The sequence below is a fragment of the Mycobacterium gordonae genome (assembly GCF_001417955.2).
Lineage (GTDB): Bacteria > Actinomycetota > Actinomycetes > Mycobacteriales > Mycobacteriaceae > Mycobacterium > Mycobacterium gordonae_B.
Genome location: NZ_LKTM01000385.1, coordinates 1 through 23,423, shown reverse-complemented (window position 1 = coordinate 23,423; position 23,423 = coordinate 1). Strand labels below are relative to the sequence as shown.

Here is a 23,423-nt window from a genome sequence, read left to right as displayed (position 1 = left end):
TTGCCATGGGGACATCCTTCCAGCCCGCCCATGCTGGGCAAGCCAACTCAGATGTCACCTATTCGTGCAGCAGACCCCCGCGCTGATCCTGACTTGCGATGGGGACGTGACCTCACCTCCCAGCTCATCCACTCGCTTCGCCTCAGAGGTCCCACTGAAGGCCCAGTGTATTTCGTTCCCAGCTGGCGACCACTTCTCGCTGTACTGGGACCCTCGATTCATTGACGCCGTCGATGACTTCGTCAAGTGCTCGGAACTTACCGAAACCGCCAGTAGCCCCGATGTCGCGGCAACGCCCAGGTTCGGAAAGGTCGCCACTTCTACGGTGGGTGCGGGGGAGAGGATCACCGTGGCGGCGCTGTCGAAGCGGTCACCGACACGCGCACTCGCCTAACGGCCGTCAGTCTCGTCGCGACCGATCCTGCACATGCGTTCCCCCCAGAGTTTAGGCTCGCAGCACGCGATCCTGATAACATCGGTACACGTCCGGTGTCATCGCGTGAAACGAGAGTGTATGGCCGAGAGTGCTTCACTTGGGCTTCAAAGTAATTCCGGGCTGGCGCAGAAGCTGAACAAATTGTTCGAGGTCATGCGTAAGCCCTCGGATGCGCCGTTGTCTAACGCCGCGGCGGCGGAGGCGATCAAAGAGAAGACGGGCGTATCCATCAGTGCGGCATATATATGGCAATTGCGTAGTGGCCTGAAGACAAACCCCACTGTTACGCACCTGCAAGCGATGGCCAAATTCTTCGGAGTGCCGGCGTCCTACCTGATCGACTCCGACTCTGAGCCGGAGATCGAAGGGCAACTCAACCTGCTGCAAGCACTGCGAGACAGTGGCGTGCGTGATTTGGCAATGCGCGCTTCGGGGCTCACCCCGAGCGCGATCACCAACATCGCAGCAATGGTCGACCACGTGCGTCGATTAGAGCACCTGCCGCCGGTCGCCAATGATGAAGGGACATCCAAGTAGATGGCGGTTGCGAGCAATGACATTCTCGATTTGGTGCGCGCTTTGCCCATCCCCACGCCCTGGAATCGAAATGTCTTCGTCGAGAACCTCTCGAAAAAGCGCGGTCGCGCGATCACGCTCGTCCCTACAGACACCGCGTCACTGGGGCTCGGCCCCTGCGGACTGTGGCTTTCCCGTGACGACGACGACCTGATCCTGCACGAAGTAGGGACTTCGGAGTATCACATCGATCAAATTGTCGGCCATGAGGTCGGGCATATGTTGCTGGGGCACGATCGCATCGATGCCTTCGGCAATAAGAAGGAACGCCAACGCGATTTGTGTCGCTACGTGTTGCCCGATATCGACCCCGAAACGGTTCGGGCAGTCTTGGGGCGCACCAACTGCCCCGGCGACGAAGACGAACGCGACGCCGAGAGGTTTGCTTCTGCGCTGATGCTGGCCGTCGCTGATGCCAACGAACGGCGATCGATTGTGCGCAGCGCCTTTTTCCGCCGACGATGAGCCCGGTCCTTCCAGACACCACCGCTGACCGGTGACGAAGTTCATCATTGTCATCGATCGTTTGTGGTGGCGGCGGGCAGACCTCCATGTGAAACACTTTTTCACGGTGCCTGCACACGTGGCGGTGTTTCAGTGACCCCCTCCGCCGTCCCGGCCATGATCGCCTGGCCATTCATCGCATTCATGACAGTGGTACTACTCGGGCGCTACCGGTGGTTCAACGAAAATCTCTCGGAAAAGTACATCAACAACACCCTGGCCTTCTTGTGGGCGGCTCAGCTACTCCGAGAACCCTTCGTGCAAAGGCAGATGATCGATTCAGCATTGGTCACGGAGCCCGGCGTGTGGCAAATAAGTACCGCGCTCATGGGCTACAGCTTCACCGAATTCATCGGATTCAGCATGCTGTGGTCAGGGATGCCCGAAGCGGAAACCCGCCGCAAACACCGGTACTACCGTATGGCGGCGATTCTGCTAATCACGGGATTTCTGATCTGCGGGACCCGTGCCCGCCTTGCCAACAAGCCCCTAGAGCTCCTGGTGGGGTGGGATTCAGTGACAACGCTGAGTTGCCTCACGGCCATGTTGATGGTCCTGGCTATACGTCTGGTGTGGAATTCCCTCAGCGAGCTGCGGGCGGCCAATAGCCCCCGGGAACGCTGGATTGCACTGAGCACACTGCTGATGGGGGTGTTCGGCGTCGGAATCGTAGTGCAAGAGGCTGCGCTGCAGCTGTTCGACCAACTCGGCTGGACTCACACCGCTAGTTACCGCAAGGGGTCGCACGAGGACGGTCTCTTTTTCGGCATCCTGGCGCCGTTTGTGATGGCCGCCGTCCCTCTCGCGCTGAAGCTGCTCCGGTCGCTCGGGCTGGATCGCACCACTCGAAGCTGGCACAAACTGCAACCCCTGCGCCAGGCGATGAGAGCCGTCACCCCAGAACGCTTCATCGATTCTGACGACGAGGAGTTCGGGCGGCGGGGAAAGTCGACACTTCAACTGCACGACACCGTGGTCGAGATCCGCGACGCCATCTTGCGCCTGCGCCCCTACGTCCGCGCAATACCCGAGGATGAGGTGATTTGCTTCCTGGATGTGTCCCAAACTGTCCGTGCCAGCGAGCGCGAGGCCGCGCTTGCCGCGCTGCGTCTCGCTCACGCCGCGAACGCGAAAACTGCCGGCATCACCCCCGATCCCCCGAAGGCGACGCCGCGCTGATCGTCACCTCAAAAGCGACAACCCTCGAAGAAGAAGCGGCCGAACTGCTCACGCTGGCGAAATGGTGGCCCAGCGCGTACGCCGCAGCCACCTCCGTGGCCCCCACGAAAGCGAGCCCAACACCATGACCACGCCCACCGCCACGGCCATCCCGCACTCCCGCTTCCGGCTTCCCTTGCTTGGTGATCTCCTCACCATCGACTTCACCAGCCCTGTACTAGGAACGACCGACAAGCTGCGCAACTCCACCGACGGAATCTTCGAACAGCGCATCTTCGCCCTATCAGCCATCGCTATCTCCGATGCCGCCCTCATCGAGGAAGTCAACGACGAAACCCGATGGCAAAAACACGTCGGTCCGCTCGTCGACAAGCTGCGCCTCACCCTCGGAGACGGACTCTTCACCGCCTACAACGATGAACCCAACTGGCACAAAGCCCACAACATCCTGATGCCCGGGTTCACCAAGACAGCCATGAAGAACTACCACGACAGCATGGCCACCACCGTCGAAGAACTTGCCCAGGCATGGAAAGACGCCAGCGCCAAGCGGTCGTGGATTGACATCCCCGCCCAAGCCAACCGGCTCACCGTCGAAATCATCGCGCGCGCAGGATTGGGCCACACCTTCGGCAACCTCAGCGATCCGGGGGAGAACGCATTCAGCGCAGCCATCATCAGCGAACTGAGCTACGTGCGGCGCGCGATGCGCGTCGACCCGATTCCCTTCTACACCAATCTCTTCGGGAAGAAACGCTATCAGCAGCACCTGGCCGACAGGGAGTTCATCCGAAACTTGGTCTGCGGCATTGTCGATGCGCGCCGCAACAACCCGGCACCAGGACCAACCGAAAACATGCTCGACATCATGCTCCACAGCGCCGATCCCGAGACGGGGGAGAAGCTGGACTCGGAGAACGTTGTCAACCAAATCCTTACCATGATGGCAGCCGGTAGCGAGACGTCAGCTAACACCATCTCGTTCGCCCTGCATTATCTGTCCGCCCACCCCGACGTGGCGGCTCGCGCACGCGCCGAAATCGACCAACGCTGGCCCGAATCTGACTTTCCGCGCATCGAATTCGACGACATCGCCAAGTTCAGATATCTGCGGCGGGTGGTCGACGAAACGCTGCGCCTGTGGCCCGTAGCCCCCGGTTACTACCGTCAAGCTCGCAGCGATACCACCCTCGGCGACGGCAAATATAGCTTCCGGAAGGGAGATTGGGTGGCTGTCGTCCTGCTGGCCGCCCACCGCTCCCCGGCCTGGGGGCCCGACCCCAACGAATTCAACCCCGACCGATTTCTCCCCGAGAACCTACGCAAGCTGCCCCCGCACATCTACAAACCCTTCGGCACCGGGCCACGAGCCTGCATCGGCCGCCAATTCGCACTCCACGAAATTTGCTTGACACTCGCCGCGATCCTGCACCAGTTCGACCTGGAACCCAAGCCCGGTTACCACCTCAAGATCGCCGAAACACTGACCCTGAAACCCGCCGACTTTCAGTTACGCCTGCACCCGCGACATCGACCTGACAACCCCAGCTAGCCGGGCCGCTGACGGCGAGTGCCAGCACGGCCACCTCAAAGCAACTGGCCGCCAACAGGCGAGAGGAACCGACGATGCGCCTGCCATTCCTGCCCCTACCACTGTGGGTCGCGCGTGGGGTGATCGACCTTCGAGAACGGCTGCTGGGCCTCGCCGACGCCACAGTCCCTGGGGAAATCACGCTGTTCCTCGACGTCATCTTCGGGCTGCAGAAAACAAAAATCGCCGGCGTTCTCGTCACCTCCGGCATCGCCGATGCCCTTGGCGAAACCTCTCGGCGGCCAGTCGATCTGGCCGACGAACTCGGATTAGATTCTGACGTGACAACCAGGATCGTCAACGCCGCGATCACGCTGCGACTGATCAAACGTGACCGCACCGGACGTGTGCGCTTGACCAGAATCGGTGCGCCGCTGCGCCGTGAACACCCCAAGTCGATCGCATCCTGGGCCGCCTACTACGCAGACCCAGACACCGCGGCGGTCTACGCCCACCTTGACCGCCAACTACGCGATGGCGCCGAAATATCCGGACATCGAGCAGCATTCGGCAAATCGCTATGGGAATATCTAGGCGATCGCCCAGAACGAGGAGAGGCGTTCGCAGATGCGATGCGCCAACTCACCGAATTCGACCTTGCCGGGATCGCCCAGTCCTACCCCTGGCCGAAGCACGGAACCATCTGCGACATCGGCGGCGGAGTGGGACACCTGCTTGCAGCCATCCTCGAACAGCGCCCGCATGCGCGAGGCATCCTGCTCGACACACCGGAAGTACTTGAGCGGGCAGACAGATTTCTGCGCCAACAAGGGCTCGACGATCGGATCGAAACCCGCGCCGGCGACCTGTTCGGCCAACTCGACGCTCACGCGGACGTGTACACGATGAAATGGATCCTGCACGACTGGAGCGACGACGCATGCCGCGACATCCTCAAAAGCGTACGCGCCACCATGCCGACCGGCTCCAAGCTAGTCACCATCGATCAACACCACGAATCTGCCCGCCCCAACGCCTTCACCGCCATGGCCGACGTGATGATGCTCGTCTTCTGCGAAGGCGGGCGAGAACGCTCACCCCAGCAAGTGCAAGCACTGATGCGCGACGCCGGGCTCATACCGGGACCAGTTCGCCACTTCGGACCGACAATGCTCGTCGAGGCCACCGCGCCCTAATGGAAGCGGTGAAGATCCTGGAAGTGCAGCCGCGAAGGACTCCCCGCGTAAGGGGGGTGCGCAGCGTTCAGATGCTGACGGCGGGAACTGTGGAGGCCCTCCCCGGCCGAAACGCACTGAGATTTGTTCGAAATGGCTTGTCCTGTAACTGGTGCCGAGCTAGGAAGTGAATGGGTGTCGGGAGGGAGTCGGAGGTGGTCCTAGTACCGTTCGAGCCGCAGGACAACACGCCATGCGGCCGGCCCTGAGTTCGGTGATAGTGCGGGTTATCTCGGGCAATTCTGGGCGGCCGAGGCGGTCGATGGCTGTGCGGGGGGACCCGGCTGCCTCCAGGCTATCTCGTTTCTCTAGGCCTCCGAGGAGGTTAAGTGTCAAGTCCTGATCGGCTTCTCGCCTCGGCGAGCAGTCTCACTTCGGTTGCGCGGTGGCAAACTGAGAGTCGAGTCGGGCGTGGGATCAGCGCTTCACCCCGGATTAGCTGGGACGATCAACCCGTGTCCGGCATCATCGAAACTGTCCCCAGATGAGTTGCTGACCACCCCGCGTGCGGTTCGCCGGCGGATGGACTTCGACCGACCGGTCCCGCAGGAGGTGATCAAGGACTGTGTTCGCATGCCTTACCGGCACCGTCGGGTTCAAACCGCCAGGGGCACTTGATCGTCATCACCGACCCTGACCAGCGCGCCCGGCACGCTGACCTCTACCGCGCTGCCTTGACGAATACCGTGCATCGGCGACTCACGACGGGGGCCTCTTCGCCGCCGGCGGCGAACACAGCGCGGACTCATCAGGCGCGGTCAAGGCGGTAAAACGATGAAGGTCTAGCCCGGATTTTTCGTATCGGATGGTGTGAGCTGATTCTGATTCCGAGTTGTGTTGCCGGGTAGTGTTTTTGGTGTGATGGTGTGATCGATCTGTCCCGTGTCGCCGGGTGGGGCGGGCTTTCCAGGGCCGGTAGGTCCTTCGTGATCGGTGGGCAGTCGGGCTGGCGGTTATCCGAAGGCGGTGCGGATGGTCTGCCAGGCGATTGCGATGGGGATGGCCCAGCGCCAGGTGAGGTCGATGCGTAGCCGCGTCCTGCAGGGCGCCGCGGGTGATGCGTGCGGCGACGTGCAGGACGCGGTAACGGAAAGTGGTGATCTCGACGCGGGCCAGGCCGGGATCGTTTCTGAAGCCGATGAGTCGGCACCAGGTGACCAGATCGGCAGCGGCGAGGGTTGTCTCGAGCCAGGCGGCTTTGGCCCAAAAGGACTGGCAGGGCAGGTTGCGAAGGCCGGTGGCCTTCAGTTCGCGGATGCGGTCTTCTACGCGGGCGTGTTGGCGGTGCCGTAGTTCCAGGCCGGCGACCTGGCCGGGTACGACGCCGGGGGGCGTGTCGGTGATGAAAGGCGGTGACCCGCATGCCGTCGGCGTCGGTGAACCGCAGCTGCGCGCCAGGATGGGGTCGTTCCTTGCGCAGGATCAGCCGGGTGCCGGGCGGCCAGCTGCTCAGGTTGACCAGAGTGGTGGCCTCGGCGACCCAGGCGCCGTCGCGGAGCCCACCTGTGGTGTCGATCGCCGGGTACCAGCCCTCGGCGAGGTTGAGGGTGTCCACGGCGTCTTGCACCCGCCAATCGACGGGGTAGCCGAAGGAGAACCCCACCCCGGCAGCGTGGCAGGCGTCGGCGAAGTCGTGAGTGGCCCCGGCGGTATCGCAGCGCACCAGAACCTTCGGCCGGTCGGGATCATCGCCACGACTCGGGTCGGGTCGCCACGGCGCGGGCAGCGCCGCCAGCGCTTGCTGCAAGACGATGACGGGGTCACTGGCGGTATGGAGCCGGCGTTGCCGGTGCGCAGCAGCCCGGCCAGGGCCTCGCCACCGGCGATCTCGGGGCGGTCCAGGAACGCCAGCAGCGGATGGTGCCCGAACGACTTCTTCCAGGTCGGCGTCGCACCGATCTTGTTGTCGGAGTGGTCGATCACCAACGTGGCGTCGTGCCGTTCTCATTCACGTTAGGGCAGGAGACTCCGAGTGGTTTTGTGGACACCCGTGGCATGACACTGTCGCGGAGCCAAGTGTTCACGCTGTACTCGGCCTCGGTCCCGACTGAGTTCCAGGCCCTGCTCCTCAACGACGGCAACGGCGACCCGCTGCGGATCCTGGCTCCCCGGAGCGCCCAGCCCGGCGGCTTGGCCACCTGGCTCGATTAGCCTATCGACGCCTTCTGGTCGAATTATCAAGCTAACCAATTCATTACGACGGCCCTGGCTACACGGTGACTGGACAGGTCGACGCCAGCGGCCTTTTCCAGTACAGCGTTACCCCGGACGGGGGGACCGCCTCGATGTATACGTGCGCCCGAGTCGGCACAGCTGGCCGGGCACCCGGCGCCGGCCACCACCAGGAACGTGAGGAGGCAAATGATGCAGACCTCCTGCCTGCCTGACTAGGCACAACGCGTCTTGGACCGCTATGCGTATTCCGGGAAACGGCGGGATGCGGTACTGCTGCGCTTGAACTATCTCTGTGATAGCCGGCTCGCCGAGACCGGACTGCTGCAGATTCGCTTGACGTCGTGCTCACGCCTGGTTTCATGCTGCACCCGTATCGTCGGCGCGGACAATAGGGGGAGCGGGCACGGAGAAGTGGCTCGAACCGGAGGGCGACGCGCTTGGGCGCTGCGCTGCTCAAATCGCGAACAGCGTTGCCCCGAACAAGATTGCCATCGCAGCTGCTGTCATCGCCTGCGCGACATCGCCGAGTGGCCCGAGACGCGTTGCGGTGTGCCGCTTCTCGACGAAGTATTTGGATACCCAGAAAACTGCGGCGACCGTGAAAATGACGGCTCCGAGCCAGTTCATTGCGGTGAACCAGGTGGGTACTTCGTTGCTCGCCTGTTCATTCATCGCCGCCATATCCATGCCGGGCATCGGAGTGCTCGGCGAGTGTGGGGAATGAACGGGGAAGGGGTTGTTCATAGAGGCATACATCCACGCCGTCGCCAGCATCATCAACGCGTGATACCCGTTGGACATTCGGGGATAGCGTGTTCGGTTCGCGATGATGGCTATCACGACGAACCACAAGGCCGCCAGAAGGAAGAACACGGCGGGTCCGAGAGTGGGTACCCGTGTGCCCCACGGCCAAGCCATCACGGCCATGGAGATGGCCATCAGCAGGTGTAGACCGTGGCTGACCGCCGCGGTGGCCGAAAGGCGTCTGATGAGAAGCGGTAGGCCGCATTCAGTGGCTCCCAACGCAAAGAGTGCCGTGACGACCCAGCGCAGCAGCAAATCGTGGATCATAAGATCGCAGGCCGCTCCGATCGCGGTGGTTGAGGAGATTGTGGATCGCCGGGACAGCAGTCCGTTGTCATCGGTCGCGGCCGAAGCGCCGAAGGCGCAGGGAGTTGGTGACCACGCTTGCCGAGGACAGCCCCATGGCGGCGCCTGCGACGACGGGATTCAGCAGCCCCAATGCCGCCAGGGGTATGGCGGCTGTGTTGTAGCCAAAGGCCCAGCCCAGGTTCTGGTGAATGGTGCGCAGCGTCTGCCGGGAAAGCTGGATCGACCGCACCACACCGTCGAGGTGGTCGGACATCAGGGTGATGTCTGAGGCCTCAATGGCCACATCGGTGCCGGTTCCGATCGCGATCCCCAGGTCGGCTTGCACGAGTGCCGGGGCGTCGTTGACACCGTCACCGACCATGGCGACCAGCCGGCCCTGCTCTTGAAACCTACGGACCTCGTTGACCTTGTCTTCGGGCAAGACCTCGGCCAGCACCTGGTCGATGCCGACCTGATCGGCGATGGCTGCCGCAGTGCGGGTGTTGTCGCCGGTGATCATGGCGACCCGCAGCCCCATCGCATGCAGCTGACGCACGACGTCGCGGGCGTCGTCTTTAATCGTGTCGGCGACCGCGAGCACGCCGACCACTCGATCATCGCAACTGACGAATACCGCTGTGCGGCCTTGGGCTTCGAGTTCGGCGGCGGCTGCCGCCAAACGATCGGGCAATCGCAGGCCGTTTTCCTCGATGAGTTTGCGCCGGCCCACTACCACGCTTCGGCCCTCAACATCGGCCCGCACTCCGTGGCCAGCCAGGCTGCTGAACGCCGCAGCGGTCGGAACCTCGATGCCGCGCTCACGGGCGCCGGCGACAATGGCCGCGCCGACGGGATGCTCGGAGCCCGACTCGACTGCGGCGGCAAGCCCCAGGACAAGATCAGTTTCCAGCCCGTCATCGGCGATGACGTCGGTGAGTTGCATCTGGCCGCGGGTGAGGGTGCCGGTCTTGTCGAACACCACGGTGTCGATTTTCTTCGACGCTTCCAAAACCTCGCCGCCTTTGACCAGGATGCCCATTTCCGCGCCGCGGCCGGTGCCGACGATAATTGCGGTGGGTGTGGCCAGCCCCAGCGCACAGGGGCAGGCGATGATCAGCACTGAGACCGCCGCGGTCATGCCCGCGATCGGGTTGGCCGCGAAGATCGCCCAGCCGGCAAACGTCAGGGCGGCCACGCCCAGGACGGCGGGAACAAATACCGCCGAGACCTGGTCGGCCAACCGCTGGACGGGGGCTTTGCCGCCTTGGGCCTGCTCGACCAGGCGCACGATCTGGGCCAGCGCGGTGTCGGCCCCGACGGCAGTGGCACGCACGGTCAGCAGCCCATCGATGTTGACGGTGGCCCCGGCCACTGTGTGCCCCACCGATTTCTCGACCGGCACAGATTCACCGGTCAGCATGGACTCGTCGACGGCGGCACGTCCCTCAATGATCCGGCCGTCGACGGGAATCTTCTCCCCGGGTCGTACCAGCAGCAGGTCGCCGACTTGCACCTGCTCCACCGGCACCAGAATCTCTTGGCCGTCGACGAGCAAGCAGGCTTCCTTGGCGCCCATTTCTAGTAGTTTGCTGATCGCCTCGCGGGTCTTACCGGTCGCTCGGGCCTCGAAATAGCGGCCCAACACCACGAAGGCGATGATCAGAGCCGCGGTGTCGAAGAACAGCGGCCCCCCGGCGATGAGCTGGTAGGTGGAGTAGGCGAACGCTGTCAGCGTGCCCAACGTGATCAGCGTGTCCATGTTGGCCGTGCGGGCCCGCGCCTGCTGGAGGGCCCCGGTCAGGAACGGCCAGCCGGCCACGAATTGCACCGGCACCGTCGCCGCGAAGGCCAACCACCCCACCCAGGAGGCGCCGAACACCATGGGCGCCGCCATCGATACCAACCCCAGCGGCACGGCCAGCCATACGCGTCGCAGCCACTTGCGCTGCTCGCCGTCGGCGTCTGCCGGTGGCACCCCGTGACACGACGCCGCTGGCTGATGACAGCCGCCCTGGCCGGCAACCGATTCGGCTGCAGGGCCGGTCGCGAGTCCCAACAGCCGATAAATCCCGCCGGCAATTTTTTGCACCACTCCGGGTTCGCCGGATCGCGCGGAGTGGGGGGCGCGTGCGGGGACCGATTCCGCGGGCGTGTGCTGGGCGTCCTCGATCGCCGACATGACCGCAGCAGTGTCGCAGTCATCTGGCGAATACCAGATCACTACCGAGGCCGATCGCGGGTAGGCACGGACCGCCAGCACACCGGTCACCTTGGCAACAGCATCTTCGATCGCGACCGCCCGTGTTTCGTCGAGGTCAAAACCGTTGACGCGCACACGTATTCGTCCGCCACCCTGGGAGATGATGGTCAGCGTGGGGCAGATGTCAAGACCAACCCGGGTGTCAATGGCAGGCATCGCCGGCCTTGGGAGTCGAGGTCGAGGTTGTCGGTACCACCGTGGGGGGTTCGACCCGTTCTCCGATGCGGTCTGCTGCCTCAGCCAGGACGTCGGCCACTGCCAACCGAGCACGCTCGGCACCAGCTTTGGTCTTACGCTCGGTCGCGCGCGCGGCGCGAAGGCCCACAGCGGTTGCGCTGACCGTCACCTTGCGCCAGGGCGCCTTCGCCAGGGCCTCATAGGCCGCGGCGCCGACGACTCCGGTCACCACGGTAGGCACCGCCTTCACCAGAATTCGCTGCCACGCCATCTTGAACACTTCCTTCCCATTGCTGGCTGTCACGGGTTGCGGACAGTCAGGTTCTCAATACGCCCGTGTCGCTGTGCGGCACCTGGTCAGCAGGCGCAGTCCTATCCATGGCCGAGACCGTACCCCCATAGGGTACCCGCCGCAAGCGGGGAATCGGAAGGTCGGGGCGGATCGCCGGCAAGCCGGCAGGCCGTGACCTGAGCTGCGCAACGGGCCACAAGCGGCCGCCGGGAGCGTGGCTGAGCTGCGGCTACAACCTCGGCCCGGGTATCGGGTCGGCGGCGTCAGGTCAATGCCGAACGCAGGAGCCATCTCGGCCGCTGGTGGCGCGAAATGCCACGTTGCTGGACGTGCTGGCGGGTATAGTGGCGTCGAGGACGTCATTGGTGGCCGACCACGAACGCTCAGCTCGCGGCAACGAAGTGAACCACCCGATGACCAGAATGCTGGGAGTGCAGGTGGCAACCACATACGGGTATGCGGCGAATAAAGACGCATACGCTAAGCGCCTACGCAGAGTCGAGGGCCAAATCCGCGGTATCTCCAAAATGATCGACGAGGATAAGTACTGCATCGACATCCTGACCCAGATCAGCGCGGCCAGCAGCGCGTTGCGGTCTGTGGCTTTAAACCTTCTCGATGACCATCTCGATAGCTGCGTCAGTCAGGCAATCGCTGAGGGCGGCGCACAGGCCGACGCGAAGCTCACCGAGGCTTCGGCGGCGATCGCCCGACTCGTGCGCTCCTAACCGTTGACCCATCGCCGACTGCTTGCGGACCGCTCACCGGCGTGGGTGATCCTTCGCGGCCGGTTTAGGATGGCGCGCTCGTGTGATGTCGGCGCGGGGGCGCACCGGCTACCGCAGTGGTGCTGTTGAGAGCACGTCCCATAGCGGCCCCGCCGTAACGCCGATCCCCAGGCTCAATGCTGCCGCAATAATCGCGGTGCGCGCAGACCATTCGCCGGTGGTGAAATCACTAAGAATTTCGGGCTTCTGGAACACCGGAGCGATCCAACGCAGATAGTAGACGAGGCTCAGCAGGCTGTTGAGGAACACCACCACGGCCAACCACGCGAGACCACCGTCCCATACGGCCATGGCGGTGGTGAGTTTTGCGACGAAGACACTGGTGGGTGGGGTGCCGACCAGTCCGAGCAGCGCCACCAGCAGCGCCCCGGCCAGCCAGGGCCGGGTGCGCGCCAGGCCACGGTAGGCGCTGAGGTCGCGCCGATCGGGCAGCGCGGTGCTCACCGCGAACGCCGCGCTGTTGGTCAGGGTGTAGCCGATTAGATAAAACAGCAACGACGGAAGGGCCAGCCGGCTGTGGCCGGCGACGGTGATCGGCACTAGGAGGTAGCCGACCTGGCTCACCGTCGACCAACCCAGGAGCCGACGGGGATCCTGCTGTCCGTAGGCGGCCAAGTTGCCCAATGTCATACTCGCGACAGCGAATATCGCGATCAGCAGTGGCCATGCAACCGTGTGCGGCACCACGGCGGCCACGCGGTACAGCGCGATCAGTGCGCCGATTTTGGGCACTGTCGTCAAGTAGACTGCCGCGACACCATGGGCGCCTTGGGTGGCGTCGGGAACCCAGAAGTGCCCGGGCACGCCGCCTGCCTCGAACATCAGACCTGCCACCACGGCCACGACCCCTGTCACCACCACCGCTACCGGAGCGCCTCGCAATTGTGCGGCAAGGTCGTTGTAGCGGGTGGCCCCGCTGATCCCGTAAAGGACGGTCACACCCAGCAGCAAAGTGATCCCGAACAGGGCGCCGATCAAGTAGGTCTTCACGGCTGCCTCGGCCGCCTGGCCCGAGCGCGACAGTCCGATCAGCCCGTAAAGCGGGATGCTGGCCAGCAGGTATCCGGTGGCCAGCACCAGCAGGTCGTCAGTTCCGGCGAGCACCATGACGCCGGTGGTCGAAAACAACAGCAGCGCATAGGTTTCGCTTTCCCGCGCCGTGGCTGTGATGTCGTCGCCGGCCAGCGCCAGAACCACCAGAACGCCGATCGCGGCGGTGATCCGCGCCACCGCGGTGGTGGTGTCGGCGGCGAAGGCTCCGTCGAACGCTGTCTGATCCGGTGCCGTGATTCCTACCGCCGAGACTACGACGACACCGATAAGCGCTGCGGCTGCGACGATTCGGGCCCACCATTGTCGCTGGCGCGGCATAAACGATCCGCCGATCAGCACCAGCAAGCCACCGCCGAACGTCAGCATCTCCGGCAGCATCAGCAGCGGCCGCATCGCAGTGTTCACAAGCTATCTCCCCACCAGCCCGATCAGCGTGTGTGACGCCGGCTCGATCACATCCAGCAGTGGGCGCGGCACAACGCCGATCAAGATCGAGAGCGTGAGAAGCATTCCTGCCGAGCCGGTTTCGGAAGGGTGCAGATCGAGGAAGTTGTGCGAGTGGCCGCGGGTCTGGCCGGTGAAGATCCGCTGCAGGGCACGCAGAAATAAGGCTGCGGTGATCAGGATGCCCGGGAGCGCGAGCGCGGTCAGTGGTGTGGCGGCGATGGCGCCGGTGAAGATTTGAAACTCGGCGATGAAGCCGGAGAATCCCGGCAACCCTAAGGAGGCGAACGCGCCGAGTGTGAACAGCGCAGCCAGCTTCGGGGCGGGTCCAGCCAGGCCGCCGTAGGAATCCATGTCGTAACTGCCGGCGCGGTCGTAGAACACCCCGGCGAGCAAGAACAGCGCCCCGGTGATCAGCCCGTGGCTGACCATTTGTGTGACCGCTCCGCTGACCGCCACCGCACGCGCCTGGTCGCTGCTGGGCGAGAGCAGGCCGGCAGCGCCGAGCGCCAGCACGATGTAGCCCATGTGGTTTACCGAGGTGTAGGCGACCATGCGCTTGAAGTCCTGCTGCGCCAATGCAACCAGGGCTCCGTAAAGCACCGAGACGACGCCGACGGCGATGATCGCCCAGGCCCACGCGCGCCAGGCGTGTGGCAGCATCGGCATCGCGATTCGCACGAACCCGTAGGTGCCCATCTTCAGCAGTACCCCCGCCAGCACGGCCGAGCCGGTGGCCGGAGCGTCGGTATGAGCGGGGGGAAGCCACGTGTGGAAGGGCACCGTGGGTGTCTTGACCGCCAGACCGAGCAGGATCGCCGCGAGGACCAGCCCGCCGGTCAGGGGGCGATCTGCCAGCGGGTTGGCGGCGATCAGCTCGAGCATGTCGAAGGTGTGCGGGTTGGCGGCGATGTACAAGCCGATGAAGCCCACCAGCAGCGCCAGTGAACCCAGGAAGGTATAGAGGAAGAACTTCAGCGCCGAGCGGGCGGAGTTACCGTGCCCCCATCCGGCGATCACGAAGTACATCGCCACGATCGACAGGTCGAAGAACACGAAGAATAAGATCAGGTCCGCGGCGACGAACAGACCGAGGCTCACGGTCTGCAGAAACAGGAACAACGCCGCCTGCGATCTGGGCCGGTCGCGACCCCGCAGCCCATAGAGCGCGCAGGCTAAGAAGATCACCGCCGACATGAGCACCAGCGGCAGCGACACACCGTCGACCCCGATGTGGTAGCTGCTGTTGACCCCTGGGATCCAGCGGGCCCGCTCCTCGAAAGCCAGCCGGTTGGGGTCCGGTGTCGTATAGCGTGCCCACACCAGCATCGTCAGCGACAGATCCGCAGCGGTGACGGCGACCCACACCCAGCGGGCTGCGGCTTTGCCCGACTTCGGTATCGCAAGCACACCAGCTGCCGCGGCCAACGGGAGAAAAACGATCAAACTGAGCACCTGGTCACCTCACCGCTATCAGAAGCAGGACGGTTGTCACGACCACCACCACGGCGGCGAGGTAGTACTGGTGCAACTGACCGGTCTGCGGCTTGCGCGCCAGTGCCCCGAGCTGACGTGTGCGCGTCGCCAGCGATTCCACCGCGGCATCGACACGACGGTCATCGATGCGCGCGGCCCACCGGCCGGCTCGCAGCGACCCGGCAGCGACCCGGTCCACGGCGCGGTCGAGAACGCCGTCGTCGAACCGGGCCAGCGCGTGAGCCAGGCGCAGGGTGGGACGGGCGACCACGGCGGTCGCCGCCCGTTGCAGACCGAGCCAGTCGGCGGCCCACCGCGGCTCGGGCACGCCCCAACGCGCCACCGCAGCCACGACCAGAAGCGCCAACAGCGCCGAGGTGGCCAGTTCCGCCGGGGCCGGGTGGACCGTCGAACGGTGGTCGAGGACTCCGCTGAGTGTCGACACGATCGGCGGCAATGCCAACACCCCTGCCACGGCGGCACCCACGGCGAACACCAGGATGGGCAACTGTCCAAAGACGTTGAGCCCTTGAGGATTCGGCGAATCTCCGATCGGCGCTGGGGCACCCCACAGCGTGATGAGGATTTTCCCCGCGTAGGCCGCCGACAGCGCGGCGGCCACCAATCCCACGAGATAAAGAGCGATCGAATGGTCGAGCGCAACCGCTAGCACCCCGTCCTTGGTCGCCCATAACGATAGCGGCGCGATACCCGCCAAAGCGGCCGCACTGATGGTGGCGGACCAGCCGAGCAGCGGCCATCGCCGGGCCACACCGCGCAGCGTGTCGAGCTGCTTGGTGTCCAACAGTGACAGCCATGCGCCGGCGGCAAGGAAGAGCCCGCCCTTGGTGAAGGCGTGCGCGACCAGCTGCGCGGCGCCGCCGCTGATCGCCCCGACCCCAGCTGCCATCACCACGAATCCGAGCTGCGCCGCGGTGGAGGCGGCGAGCAGCTGTTTGAGGTCGCGTTGAGCCACCGCGACAGCACCGAGCAACACCGCGGTCACGGCCCCCGTCCAGGCCGCCCATTCGGCCGCCCATCCCGTCGCTGCCAGTAGCGGCTGGATACGCAACAGCAGGTATGCGCCCATGGCCACCATCGCTGCGGAATGCAGTAACGCGCTGACGGGGCTGGGGCCCTCCATTGCCCGGGAAAGCCAGAACGAAAACGGCAGCTGCGCCGCCTTGCCCAAGGCGGCGATGAACAAGCCGACCGCAATGACGTTGCGCCACGTCACGGTTGCCTGGGGCAGGTCGGCCAGCGCAAATCCCGCGCCGCCGGCAAGCGCCGCGCCGGCGCCGACATACAGCCCGAGATCGGCGCTGCGGGTGGTCACGAATGCGGTGAGGCCGGCCGACATTCGAAAGTCGTCGCGCCACCAGAAGCCGATCAGCGCATACGACGCTGCCCCCATCACCTCCCAGGCCAGCAGCAGCGCGGGCAGGGTGGCGGCTGTTGCGGTCAGCAGGGCGGCGGAGGCGAACAACAGCATCAACCCGTGGAATCGGCCCGCCGCGTCGCGGATGTCCGCCACGGCGAACATCAAGACGAAGAAGGTGACCATCGCGACCGCGGGGATCACCACTGCCGACAGGCTATCGACGGACAACCCGAACTGCCCGCCCGCGACGAACGCGACGCTGACCGCGGGGTGAGTGATCGCGACCACGATCGACAACGCCAACACAACCGCCGACACCGCGATCGATATTCCAGGCGCGAACCGATCCCCGCGGCGCGTGAGAAGCAGTGCCGCGCCGCAGCCTGCCGGAAGACAGATCAACAGCCATAAGGCTGGCTGCGTCGTCGAAGTCACCCCGTTCACCCGGCCAAGTCGGCAGCCGAGTCGGTCATGTCTGTGCGGCGCTCCCGGTGCAGCAGCGTGGCCGCCGCGAAACCCATCGCCATCTCTACCGTCATGGCGGCGATGATCACCAGCGCCATCACCTGTCCGGCCGGTGCGGGTGAACAGAACCACCAGAATCCGCCGGCCGCCAGGATGACGGCGTTCATCATCAGCTCGAGGCCCATCATCACCATGACCACGACTTGCTGTGAGAGTGCTCCGTAGAGGCCGACGCTGAATAGCGCCGCGGCGACCAGTAGCACGGTTTGCAGCGTCATCGGCCCAATCCGCCGGGTTGTGGATCGCTCGCGGGTTTGCGTTTGAGATTGTCGCCGAACCGGTCATAGCGGCCGCGGCGGGCGGCCAGGACGATGCCGGCGACGATGGTCGCGACCATCACCGGGCTGATCACCGTCATGGCCAGCATGCTGGGGCCCATCAACTCCTGGCCGAGGGCGAAGGTCAGATCCTTCGGCGGTGCGCCGCGCCGCGCCGGCCAGTCGGTCAGCAGGATCCCCGACGCCAGAATCAGGAACGTTCCGATTGCGGCGGCTACGGCGCGTCGGTTGTCGTGCACCATGCTCATGGGCATCAGCGCCGGGTTCATGCCCATGAACATGACCATGTAGACCGCCATGACCGCCATCTCCATCACCATCATCAAGATGATGACGATGCCGATGTAGTTCTGCTGCAATAGCACAACCACTATGCCGACCGCGATGAACGAAATGGCCAGAGCGTAGGTGGCGCGGGCCATGGAGTCGACGACGAAGACCGCGGTTCCGGCCAGCACGGCGGTCACTGCTAGGACGCCGAACACGATGTGGACAGTCATGAGAGTCACTTCCTCACTACGATCTCACTGCGATGATGGCCACGACGAGGTCTTGGACAAGCGTGAGCGGCAAGAGCACCATCCACCCGATCTCTAAGAACTTTTCGGGCCGCAGCACCGGAAGCCGGCTGCGCAGCCAAACGAACACCGACAGCACGGCGATGGTCTTGAGCAGCACCCACGACCAGGCCGGTAGGAGCGGACCGGCGCCGCCGCCGAGGAACATCGGCACCGCGAACGCCGCACCGGCCGCCAGGAGGCTGTAGCGGCCGGCCTGGAATACGAGTCGATCCACGCCGGACAGTTCCGCGCTGACACCGCCGGCAATATCAGCTCCCAGTGCCGCGGAAAAGGGTCCCCACACCGAAAAGGCCACCACCCCAAGGCAATACACGACGAACGCGATCGGCATCCATACCGCGAACCACAGCCCTTGTTGAGCGGCGGCCACATCGGCGACCCGGAGACTCTGCGCGGCGACGGGCGGGGCGACCAGCGCGAACATCAGCGGCATCTCGTAGCCGAGCCCGTGAGCCAGGAATCGATACGCGCCGACGAGGGGATGGGCGGAATTTGCACCCCACCCGGCAAGCCACACCAGTGCCCACACCATGACATCCATGGCGTTGAACCACATGACCCCGACGTCGAGATCGGCCAGCGTCCAGCGCCCGAGCGGCACCACAGTCACCATGAGCGACGCCGCGACAACCAGGCCCGCTCCGCCGGCGCGCCACAGCAACGTATCGGCGGCCACGGTGGTGCGGCGGCGCTGCCGCATCAGCCGTGCGACTTCGTAGAGCGCAGTGCCCGGTTTGCCGCCGTCAGCCGTGAGCACGACGTCGAGGGTCGCCGCGTAGAAGCCGAGGCACAGCAGCAAGGCGACACCGGCCAGCGCCCAGGCGCCCGAAACCACCGTGACCGAGACCTCAGCCATAGCGACCGCCCGGATGCGGTGTGGTGTCGATGCCCAGGCTGGCGATCACCAGCCGGGCGGCCCCGACGTCCAGTCCGCTCACCAGCCCAGGCACTGCGTCGAAGACGCCGGTTGCAGCTGCGGCGACACCGCTTGGTCCCGTCGTGAGCGCGTGCCGCGCCATGTCGACCTGGGCGAGGAGGCGGTCGTAGCAGTCACCGGCCAGGGCCGTGGGCAGCTCGAGGGTCTTGCAGTCCTCGGGGGTCAGCGATGCGACGTCGCGCAACGACCAGCGCAGCGTTGGCGAGCGGCGAAGTTTACTGTGCAGGGTGTCCAGCAGGGAAGCGGCGTGCCCGGCGTCGGCCTCGCCGAGCAGCTCGTCCCGCGCGCGACGGGCGATTGCGGCCGCACCCGGCCAGGCGGCCAGTGCCAGCAGATCAACGACATGATCACAATGTCGCGCCGCGAGGTGGGCCCTCGGTCCGGGCGGCGGAACGTGGTCGCCGACTTCTCTGTCGGCGATCCACGTCTCGGCTTGGGTGAGCACGTCCCCCTGCAACGAGCACCGCACCACCAGCCCCGCGGGCCAGTAGCGCAGGACCGGCCCAAGGCGAAGGTGCAGCACATCCATTTCCAATCCGTCACGGTCGTCGCCACCTTCGGCCAGCGCAATCCCAGCCGGCGCCATGTCCATCCCACCGTGGTGCATGTGCTGGTGTGCGCTGTGGTCCGTGTGCTCGGGCTTGCCGCGACTGCGGGCGTTGTGCTCGGTGTGCTCGTGCTCGACGTGGTTGCCGTGCTGGTGGTGCTCGTGCTCGCCGTGGTTGCCGTGCTGGTGGTGCTCGTGCTCGCCGTGGTTGGTGGCGTGGTGCTCCTGGTGCTCGTGTTCGCCGTGGTCATTGCCGTTCAGCTCCGGAGATTGCGCCCGCTCGCGCGCGTCCCGGCGGTGCACTTCGACCTCGGCCAACTGCATGGCCGCACGGTGCAGTGCCGATTCGACCGCGCTGGAATCGGGCAACTCGACGCGAACCCGAGGACCTGGCATCTGATCCCAGACCCGGTCGATCGCCTCATTCAGTTCCGGTCCCGGTGTACCGCAGATCGCCAACACGTCAGCGTCCGCGGGGGATTCAGCCACGCACCAACCGCGGACTCGAAGTCGGTGTTCGGTCTGTGCGCGCACCACCCAGAACCCAGGGGCCTCTACAAGGAGCACGTGCGCCCGGCGTGCTGCGCATCGCGCCAGCCGGCGTGTCAGACCCATCGCAGGGCGCCCTCGCGCCACGCCCAGGCCACCGCCACCAGCAGCGCTGCCAGAAACGCAAACATTTCAGTGATGGCGGTCGCGCCCATTTTGATGACGACCAGTGCCCAGGGATACATGAACAACATCTCGACGTCGAAGGCGAGGAACACCAAGGTCGCCAGATACCAGCGAACGTGATATCGCGACAACGCATGCTCTTCAGGTGGCCACCCTGACTGAAAAGGCAGTGTTGTCAGCATGTTCGGGCTGATCGCACTGACGCGATGCAATCCGTAGACACTGACAAGCCCAGCCACGGTAACCGATAGGGTCCACGCCACACCCGCATACATCGCGGCTCCTAGTCTGTTGTGGTCGCCGAATCGGTACCCTTGCGGCCGCTTCTCAAACCCTTGCCGTCGATCCCTTGTCCGTTGGCGGCCTTGGTCCGCGATATGCGTCCCCGGCCGCCGGTCAATGGCCGTCGACATAAGGTACCAGCCCTAGCCGGGGGGAATCTTCAACCGACGAAGGGTACGGGCGCGAACACGTTCGTTGCCCGAGGCCGACAAGACGAAGCTGCTTGTGCCGCTTCAGTTTCATCGGCGCCGCGGCCGTGGCACGATCGACTCAAATGCACGAATCAAGAGACTGCCCCGCGACGTGCGATGAGGATCTGCTGTCCTGCTTAGGGCCGGGCTTTCCGCCGCTGTCGGGCAGCGATCCCGGCCGCGTTGCCAGGATCCGCGACGAGGTGGCGCATGGTTTTGCGGCCCTGGCGGACGTCACCCATGCCGTGTCATTCTTTGGTTCCGCGCGGACGCCGCCGGATCACCCGCACTACAAGATGGCGCGAAAGATGGCCGCGCGCCTGGGCGGTTTGGGATTCGACATCATCACCGGCGGTGGGCCGGGGATCATGGAGGCCGCGAATCGGGGCGCCCGCGACGCCGGCGTGCGGTCGATAGGCCTGGTCATCGAGTTGCCCTATGAGCAGCAGCCCAATCCGTTCATCGACCTCTCCCTTCAGTTCAATTACTTCTTCGTGCGCAAGCTGATGTTCGTCCGCTACGCCTCGGCGTTCGTGGTCCTTCCGGGCGGCTTTGGAACGCTCGACGAACTTTTCGAGGCCCTGACGCTCATACAGACTCAGAAGATACGCAACTTCCCCGTCGTGCTTGCGGGTTCGGACCACTGGACCGGGTTGGAGCGGTGGATTCGTGATCGGCTGCTCGAGACGGGACTGGTATCGGGAGCAGACGTCGACCTGCTCGTGATCGCCGACGATCCGGACGAGATCGGCGAGCTCGTCAAGCGATGGCGCCGCCGACAGTTGGAGACCTACCGTCCATCGCGGTGAGGCGATGTCGAAACGCGCACGATCTGAGTCGTGGCCATTCGTCGGGCCTGTGCGACGTCGGGTCCTTAAAGGCCTAACGACCGAAGGCCCAGGACGAGATGTCAGACATCCGCACGCGGAGCTGATCGTGTGAATAGACTTCCTCGCCACTGCGGCGGTAGGTAACTCGCGACAGGTGCATGTACTCGTGGAGGTCGCCCCCGTTGGGGCAGTTCGGACAGTTGCCATCGGTGGAGGTCTGTCGGCTGTGGTCCCCACCGACCGTTTGAAGGTAGCCAAGGACCTTCTGGTCGAAATGCCAGCAGGGCTCGATGATACCGGTCACAGTTCCCCCTGGCAGGTGCAGCGTCACATCGACGTCTGCGCCGGGCGTGTGCGGATTGGACTCGATTGCGTTGATGATCAGGTGCAGTGAGCGGTCGATCGTCCCTGGCGCGAATGGTGTCGTGGCCGCGGTCACGGTGTCGGCTTGGTCTTTTGCCATCTGCTGTCCCTTCGTCGCCGCATCGATGGTGGGGCATGTGGGCGGGTAAACCGGGTACAGGCTAGTTCTACCGCATGCCGCACCCACGACACCGCGATTGCGGGGAGGAAATCGGGGTGCACCTCTTCATCCGCCGCCTTGATTACCCTAGGGGGGTATGGTAGACAGGAATCATCCGGCGCTTGGCAGCAGATTGGAGAGCGGCATGAGTACCTTGACCGTGATTGTTTCTGGGATGACTTGCGGGCACTGCGCTTCCTCTGTTCGTGAGGAAGTTGGCAGCATTCCTGATGTCACGGCAGTGGACGTGGAGCTTGGCAGCGGCAGGGTGACCATTGACAGCGATGGCGTGGTCGAGCTGGATGCGGTCAAGGCCGCGGTGGAAGAGGCCGGCTACCAGTTGGTTCGCTAAGACGACCTGTCGCGATTGGACTGAAGGAAACAGAGCATGGATTCCGCCACGGAAACCGCCCGGCATCTTGAGCTGCGGATCGGTGGGATGACGTGTGCTTCGTGCGCCGCCCGAATTGAGAAGAAGCTCAACAAGATCGACGGCGTCAGCGCCTCGGTCAACTATGCCACCGAGACGGCCAGCGTTGACTACGTTGGCAACGTCGCACCCGATCAGCTGGTGATGACGGTGGAGCAGGCGGGCTATACCGCCCAACCGCCCAGCCAGGGTTCACCGGCCACGAACGACGAGTCTGCCGTGCCGGGCGCAGCGACCGATCCGGCGGCGGCGATCAGGCAACGACTACTGGTTTCACTGGTGTTGACCGTGCCGGTGCTTGCGATGGCCATGGTGCCCGCCCTGCAGTTCGCCAATTGGCAGTGGCTCTCGTTGACGCTGGCCGCGCCGGTGGTGGTGTGGGGTGGGCTTCCATTTCATAGGGCCGCGTGGGTGAACCTGCGGCACCACACCGCCACCATGGACACGCTGATCTCGATGGGGACGATCGCCGCATTGGGTTGGTCGGTGTATGCGTTGTTCTGGGGCACCGCCGGGATGGCGGGCATGAGGCACCAATTCGAGCTGACAATCTCCCGTACCGATGGCACCAGCAACATTTATCTGGAGGCGGCCGCAGGCGTCACCACCTTCATTCTCGCCGGCCGGTTCTTTGAGGTCCGGTCCAAGCGGCGGGCCGGTGCGGCGCTGCGGGCGCTGCTCGAACTCGGCGCCAGGGTGGTCGCGGTGCGCAAAGACGGTGTCGAGCACCGCATTCCGATTGAGCAACTCGCCATCGGTGACGAATTCGTGGTACGCCCTGGCGAGAAGGTGGCTACCGATGGCCTGGTTATCGAGGGCTCCTCGGCGGTGGATGCCTCTATGCTCACTGGTGAGTCGGTGCCGGTTGAAGTCGGCCCCGGAGATCAGGTAGTGGGCGCCACCGTCAATGTTGGCGGGCGAATCGTGGTGCGCGCCAACCGGATCGGGTCGGATACCCAGTTGGCGCAAATGGCGCGGCTGGTCGAAGAGGCGCAATCGGGCAAAGCGCAGGCGCAGCGGTTGGC

23 protein-coding genes and 1 pseudogene are annotated in these 23,423 nt (G+C 64.6%); 10 read left to right on the top strand and 14 right to left on the bottom strand.

Annotated features, from left to right (window positions below; translation table 11 throughout):
* Positions 1 to 514: 514 nt before the first annotated feature.
* From AO501_RS33600 to AO501_RS33580, 5 genes are all read left to right on the top strand, one after another.
* Entirely contained in the window at positions 515 to 973 is a 459-nt protein-coding gene (locus tag AO501_RS33600; RefSeq protein ID WP_055581884.1) for a helix-turn-helix domain-containing protein, read from the top strand.
* Positions 974 to 1,477: a hypothetical protein gene (locus AO501_RS33595; RefSeq protein WP_055581883.1), complete on the top strand. Its 504-nt coding sequence runs from the start codon at positions 974 to 976 to the stop codon at positions 1,475 to 1,477.
* Positions 1,478 to 1,633: 156 nt separating this feature from the next.
* A complete protein-coding gene (locus tag AO501_RS33590; RefSeq protein WP_055581882.1) occupies positions 1,634 to 2,695 on the top strand; it encodes a DUF6545 domain-containing protein in 1,062 nt (353 codons plus the stop codon).
* 124 nt (positions 2,696 to 2,819) lie between these two features.
* Positions 2,820 to 4,247, top strand: a complete 1,428-nt coding sequence (locus tag AO501_RS33585) for a cytochrome P450 (RefSeq protein ID WP_082659001.1) — start codon at positions 2,820 to 2,822, stop codon at positions 4,245 to 4,247.
* A 74-nt stretch (positions 4,248 to 4,321) separates the two neighbouring features.
* Positions 4,322 to 5,422, top strand: a complete 1,101-nt coding sequence (locus AO501_RS33580) for a methyltransferase (protein WP_055581881.1) — start codon at positions 4,322 to 4,324, stop codon at positions 5,420 to 5,422.
* Between the two features lie 738 nt (positions 5,423 to 6,160).
* Here the strand turns inward: AO501_RS33580 and AO501_RS40960 are convergent.
* On the bottom strand, positions 6,161 to 6,709 hold the full coding sequence (locus tag AO501_RS40960) for a hypothetical protein (protein ID WP_371934630.1): 549 nt from the start codon (positions 6,707 to 6,709) through the stop codon (positions 6,161 to 6,163).
* A gap of 151 nt (positions 6,710 to 6,860) precedes the next feature.
* Positions 6,861 to 7,124 (bottom strand): annotated as a pseudogene (locus AO501_RS40955) (IS1380 family transposase); the annotation flags it as partial.
* Between the two features lie 272 nt (positions 7,125 to 7,396).
* Between AO501_RS40955 and AO501_RS37600 the strand changes: the two are divergent.
* Positions 7,397 to 7,612 (top strand): hypothetical protein, encoded by a 216-nt coding sequence (locus tag AO501_RS37600; protein WP_082986266.1) that lies wholly within the window; start codon positions 7,397 to 7,399, stop codon positions 7,610 to 7,612.
* 477 nt (positions 7,613 to 8,089) lie between these two features.
* On the opposite strand, the gene AO501_RS33565 is transcribed toward AO501_RS37600, so the two are convergent.
* The 3 genes from AO501_RS33565 to AO501_RS33555 all read right to left on the bottom strand — a co-directional run bounded on the left by AO501_RS33565 (position 8,090) and on the right by AO501_RS33555 (position 11,436).
* Positions 8,090 to 8,707, bottom strand: a complete 618-nt coding sequence (locus AO501_RS33565; RefSeq protein WP_055581878.1) for a DUF5134 domain-containing protein — start codon at positions 8,705 to 8,707, stop codon at positions 8,090 to 8,092.
* A 67-nt stretch (positions 8,708 to 8,774) separates the two neighbouring features.
* Positions 8,775 to 11,069 (bottom strand): copper-translocating P-type ATPase, encoded by a 2,295-nt coding sequence (locus AO501_RS33560; protein WP_133450235.1) that lies wholly within the window; start codon positions 11,067 to 11,069, stop codon positions 8,775 to 8,777.
* Positions 11,070 to 11,130: 61 nt separating this feature from the next.
* On the bottom strand, positions 11,131 to 11,436 hold the full coding sequence (locus tag AO501_RS33555; protein ID WP_055581889.1) for a DUF1490 family protein: 306 nt from the start codon (positions 11,434 to 11,436) through the stop codon (positions 11,131 to 11,133).
* A 443-nt stretch (positions 11,437 to 11,879) separates the two neighbouring features.
* Here AO501_RS33555 and AO501_RS33550 point away from each other — a divergent pair, with 443 nt between their 5' ends.
* Positions 11,880 to 12,185: a metal-sensitive transcriptional regulator gene (locus tag AO501_RS33550; RefSeq protein WP_055581888.1), complete on the top strand. Its 306-nt coding sequence runs from the start codon at positions 11,880 to 11,882 to the stop codon at positions 12,183 to 12,185.
* Positions 12,186 to 12,293: 108 nt separating this feature from the next.
* Here AO501_RS33550 and AO501_RS33545 read toward each other — a convergent pair whose 3' ends face one another.
* The 8 genes from AO501_RS33545 to AO501_RS33510 all read right to left on the bottom strand — a co-directional run bounded on the left by AO501_RS33545 (position 12,294) and on the right by AO501_RS33510 (position 20,417).
* The gene (locus tag AO501_RS33545; protein WP_055581876.1) at positions 12,294 to 13,691 is read right to left on the bottom strand and encodes an NADH-quinone oxidoreductase subunit N; all 1,398 of its coding nucleotides are present in this window, start codon (positions 13,689 to 13,691) and stop codon (positions 12,294 to 12,296) included.
* Between the two features lie 15 nt (positions 13,692 to 13,706).
* The gene (locus AO501_RS33540) at positions 13,707 to 15,197 is read right to left on the bottom strand and encodes a complex I subunit 4 family protein (RefSeq protein WP_055581875.1); all 1,491 of its coding nucleotides are present in this window, start codon (positions 15,195 to 15,197) and stop codon (positions 13,707 to 13,709) included.
* A gap of 4 nt (positions 15,198 to 15,201) precedes the next feature.
* Complete coding sequence (locus tag AO501_RS33535) at positions 15,202 to 17,034, bottom strand: NADH-quinone oxidoreductase subunit L (protein WP_055581887.1); 1,833 nt, start codon at positions 17,032 to 17,034, stop codon at positions 15,202 to 15,204.
* Positions 17,035 to 17,039: 5 nt separating this feature from the next.
* On the bottom strand, positions 17,040 to 17,342 hold the full coding sequence (gene nuoK, locus AO501_RS33530) for an NADH-quinone oxidoreductase subunit NuoK (protein ID WP_055581874.1): 303 nt from the start codon (positions 17,340 to 17,342) through the stop codon (positions 17,040 to 17,042).
* Positions 17,339 to 17,902, bottom strand: a complete 564-nt coding sequence (locus AO501_RS33525; protein ID WP_055581873.1) for an NADH-quinone oxidoreductase subunit J — start codon at positions 17,900 to 17,902, stop codon at positions 17,339 to 17,341. Before AO501_RS33525 ends, nuoK begins: the two co-directional genes overlap by 4 nt.
* Before the next feature lie 16 nt (positions 17,903 to 17,918).
* Positions 17,919 to 18,839, bottom strand: coding sequence for a complex I subunit 1 family protein (locus tag AO501_RS33520; protein ID WP_055581872.1), 921 nt, complete (start codon positions 18,837 to 18,839; stop codon positions 17,919 to 17,921).
* Positions 18,832 to 19,956: a hypothetical protein gene (locus AO501_RS33515; RefSeq protein ID WP_231752709.1), complete on the bottom strand. Its 1,125-nt coding sequence runs from the start codon at positions 19,954 to 19,956 to the stop codon at positions 18,832 to 18,834. Before AO501_RS33515 ends, AO501_RS33520 begins: the two co-directional genes overlap by 8 nt.
* A gap of 116 nt (positions 19,957 to 20,072) precedes the next feature.
* Entirely contained in the window at positions 20,073 to 20,417 is a 345-nt protein-coding gene (locus tag AO501_RS33510; protein ID WP_055581870.1) for an NADH-quinone oxidoreductase subunit A, read from the bottom strand.
* Between the two features lie 281 nt (positions 20,418 to 20,698).
* Here AO501_RS33510 and AO501_RS33505 point away from each other — a divergent pair, with 281 nt between their 5' ends.
* Positions 20,699 to 21,424, top strand: a complete 726-nt coding sequence (locus tag AO501_RS33505; RefSeq protein WP_055581869.1) for a TIGR00730 family Rossman fold protein — start codon at positions 20,699 to 20,701, stop codon at positions 21,422 to 21,424.
* Positions 21,425 to 21,497: 73 nt separating this feature from the next.
* Here AO501_RS33505 and AO501_RS33500 read toward each other — a convergent pair whose 3' ends face one another.
* Positions 21,498 to 21,908: a hypothetical protein gene (locus AO501_RS33500; RefSeq protein WP_055581868.1), complete on the bottom strand. Its 411-nt coding sequence runs from the start codon at positions 21,906 to 21,908 to the stop codon at positions 21,498 to 21,500.
* 205 nt (positions 21,909 to 22,113) lie between these two features.
* On the opposite strand from AO501_RS33500, the gene AO501_RS33495 reads away from it, so the two are divergent.
* Together AO501_RS33495 and AO501_RS33490 are read left to right on the top strand one after the other, a co-directional pair.
* The gene (locus tag AO501_RS33495) at positions 22,114 to 22,320 is read left to right on the top strand and encodes a heavy-metal-associated domain-containing protein (protein ID WP_055581886.1); all 207 of its coding nucleotides are present in this window, start codon (positions 22,114 to 22,116) and stop codon (positions 22,318 to 22,320) included.
* Positions 22,321 to 22,356: 36 nt separating this feature from the next.
* Positions 22,357 to 23,423 (top strand): heavy metal translocating P-type ATPase (locus tag AO501_RS33490; RefSeq protein WP_197420012.1); only part of this gene is annotated, 1,067 nt, incomplete at its 3' end.